This window comes from Wolbachia endosymbiont of Tuta absoluta, from assembly GCF_059414725.1.
This window is the reverse complement of record NZ_JBNRJY010000166.1, coordinates 1-1,517: the sequence shown is the minus strand read 5'-3', so window position 1 is coordinate 1,517 and position 1,517 is coordinate 1. Positions and strand designations below refer to the sequence as shown.

The window sequence follows — 1,517 nt, the reverse complement described above, 5'->3', positions numbered from 1 at the left end:
TTACTATAAAATGAAGAAGCACCCAAGAAACTTTCGTAATATAACAGGTTTAACTATAGAGGAGTTTGAAAAGGTGGTGGAAAAAGTGAGGTCTGAGTGGAAAAAACTTGAAAAACAGAAAAAGTGCCATGGTAGAAGATCACAACTACCAACTCTGGAAGATAAGTTATTTTGCGTAATTTTGTACTATCGCACTTACATAACACATAGATTTTTAGGGTGCCTGTTCAATATGCACAACGCAAATGTATGTAGGTTACTGAAGAAAATAGAGCCATTACTTGCCAAGAAAGTTACTATAACAAAAGATAGAAGTATGACATCAGAAAAAATACTAAAGATTCTGGCTGATGTTACAGAACAGCAAATACAGAGGCCAGAAGATAGTAAAAAACGGAAGAAGTCATATTCAGGAAAAAAAAGAACCAACACTATGAAAACTGAGATTGTTATCGAAGAAGATGGAAGAATTTTATCAGTGTCAAAGTCATATCGTGGTAGAATTAGTGATTTTCGCATAAGGAAACAAGGAAAATATCTACCACTCGATAGCATAAAATATGCCGATTCTGGATATCAAGGTTGGCAAAAATTGCAAAGTAATGTCATATAAAAAGTACCGTAAAAAGCCATTAATTTCAGAGCAGAAAGAGCATAATAGACGATTAGCATCATTTAGAATGAGAGTAGAAAATAAGATCCGTGAGGTAAAGATATTTAAGATTATGTCCCATGTTTACCGCAATTTTCAGAAAAAATATAACCTGAGGTTCAATATTATTGCTGGTATTGTGAATCTTAAGCACTCCTTTTAGTTAACCTTGATTTTAGTCACCCTCCTTCCCTTTTTTTATCGCTTGATTCGCAGCAGGTCTTATGCTATAGATACTCAAATTTATATAATTTAGTAACAGCTTTATAGTGTAAAGAAAGGTTAATATCATTGGGGGGTTTATGCAAATATCTGAGCTTACTACAGAAACTTCAACAACTATAACAGAGGTTTCTATTGAGAACCCAAACAGCGAATTATTTGATGCTGTAAAAAAGGTAACCTTGATAGAGTTAAGGAGCTTATAGAAAGAGGAGCCAGCATTAACACTAAAGGTAGTGATGGCAATACTCCTTTACACTTAGCTGCTAAAGTTGGTAATTTGAGTGTAGTAACCTATCTTGTGGGTGAAGAAAGAGCTGATATTTATGCAAAAAATCAATACGGACAAACACCTATATCTCTTGCTGCTAAAAATAATCACTTAGAGCATGTCTTCAAACCAAAAAATGAGCTAATTTGTGAAGTATAATAGTGATCATATTAAAGAAGATATTAGTTTTTGAAGTGAGGGGAGAATGCTCATAATCCTTGTTCATACGTCTCTTACTATTACCCACAAATATAAAGTTCGTGAGCAAGTCGCCATCCTTCTGCTAGATCAAAGAGACGTCTCCATCCTTTCCAAATAGTAATGGGGCCTGGTTCTAGATCATTTTTTCTAGCCAAATGTCCTCCAAGTTGA

Annotated in this window: 2 protein-coding genes and 1 pseudogene; all 3 read left to right on the top strand. The window is 34.3% G+C overall.

The window, feature by feature from the left end:
* A pseudogene (locus ACJ5GX_RS01750) lies at positions 1-815 on the top strand (transposase); the annotation flags it as partial.
* Between the two features lie 139 nt (positions 816-954).
* Positions 955-1,080: a hypothetical protein gene (locus ACJ5GX_RS01745; protein ID WP_255702879.1), complete on the top strand. Its 126-nt coding sequence runs from the start codon at positions 955-957 to the stop codon at positions 1,078-1,080.
* On the top strand, positions 1,077-1,304 hold the full coding sequence (locus ACJ5GX_RS01740; RefSeq protein WP_320109396.1) for an ankyrin repeat domain-containing protein: 228 nt from the start codon (positions 1,077-1,079) through the stop codon (positions 1,302-1,304). The genes ACJ5GX_RS01745 and ACJ5GX_RS01740 overlap by 4 nt, the downstream gene beginning before the upstream one ends.
* The last annotated feature ends 213 nt before the right edge of the window (positions 1,305-1,517 follow it).

What these genes read in the sequence shown, in the direction of transcription:
- ACJ5GX_RS01745 (WP_255702879.1), top strand. Translation starts at nt 955, where the DNA reads ATGCAAATATCTGAGCTTACTACAGAAACTTCAACAACTATAACAGAG.